Annotated in this window: 1 protein-coding gene; it reads right to left on the reverse strand. The window is 62.1% G+C overall.

Going from position 1 to position 575, the window contains the following annotated elements:
• Positions 1-109 precede the first annotated feature (109 nt).
• Positions 110-575 (reverse strand): AMP-binding enzyme (locus B3T77_RS06460; protein ID WP_414633149.1); only part of this gene is annotated, 466 nt, incomplete at its 5' end.

The raw sequence follows: 575 nt of genomic DNA on the forward strand, positions 1-575 counted from the left end.
ACGATGCCGATGATCTGGAACATGGAGGCGAACAATCCTGACGCGAGAGGTCGGGACTATCGCCATTAATCATTAAGACGGCGTTTCGCGAACGCCGCCTTGCCAGTCGTTACAGACGGCTTTCGCCCTTCAGGATGGCGTTGCGCCCGGCCGCCGTCAGCTTCTGATAGCCCGCAGCCCCGCCCCGCACATAGAGGGCGGCGCCGGTCTTGGACGGATCGAACCCATCGACCACCAGATCGGCCTTGCGGTATTTGAAGGTGCCGGTCGTTTCGGCCGACTTGATCAGCCGCACAAACACCGGTTGGGCATAGGCGGGCAGCTTGGCCTCAACATGGTCGGAGAAGGCCTGGGCGTCGAACTTGCCTTCTACCACCAGGGCCGCCATCCCGGCCTTGCCGTCCTGGGCCGGAACGGGCACGCCATAGACGATGGCTTCGGTCACGCCCGGCGCGTCCATCAGCACCTGTTCGAGCTCGGATGTTGAGACGTTCTCGCCCTTCCAGCGGAAGGTGTCGCCCATCCGATCGACGAAGTAGAAATAGCCTTCTTTGTCCTGCTTCATCAGGTCGCCG

The sequence above is a fragment of the Brevundimonas sp. UBA7838 genome (assembly GCF_002500885.1).
Classification (GTDB): Bacteria; Pseudomonadota; Alphaproteobacteria; order Caulobacterales; family Caulobacteraceae; genus Brevundimonas; species Brevundimonas vesicularis_C.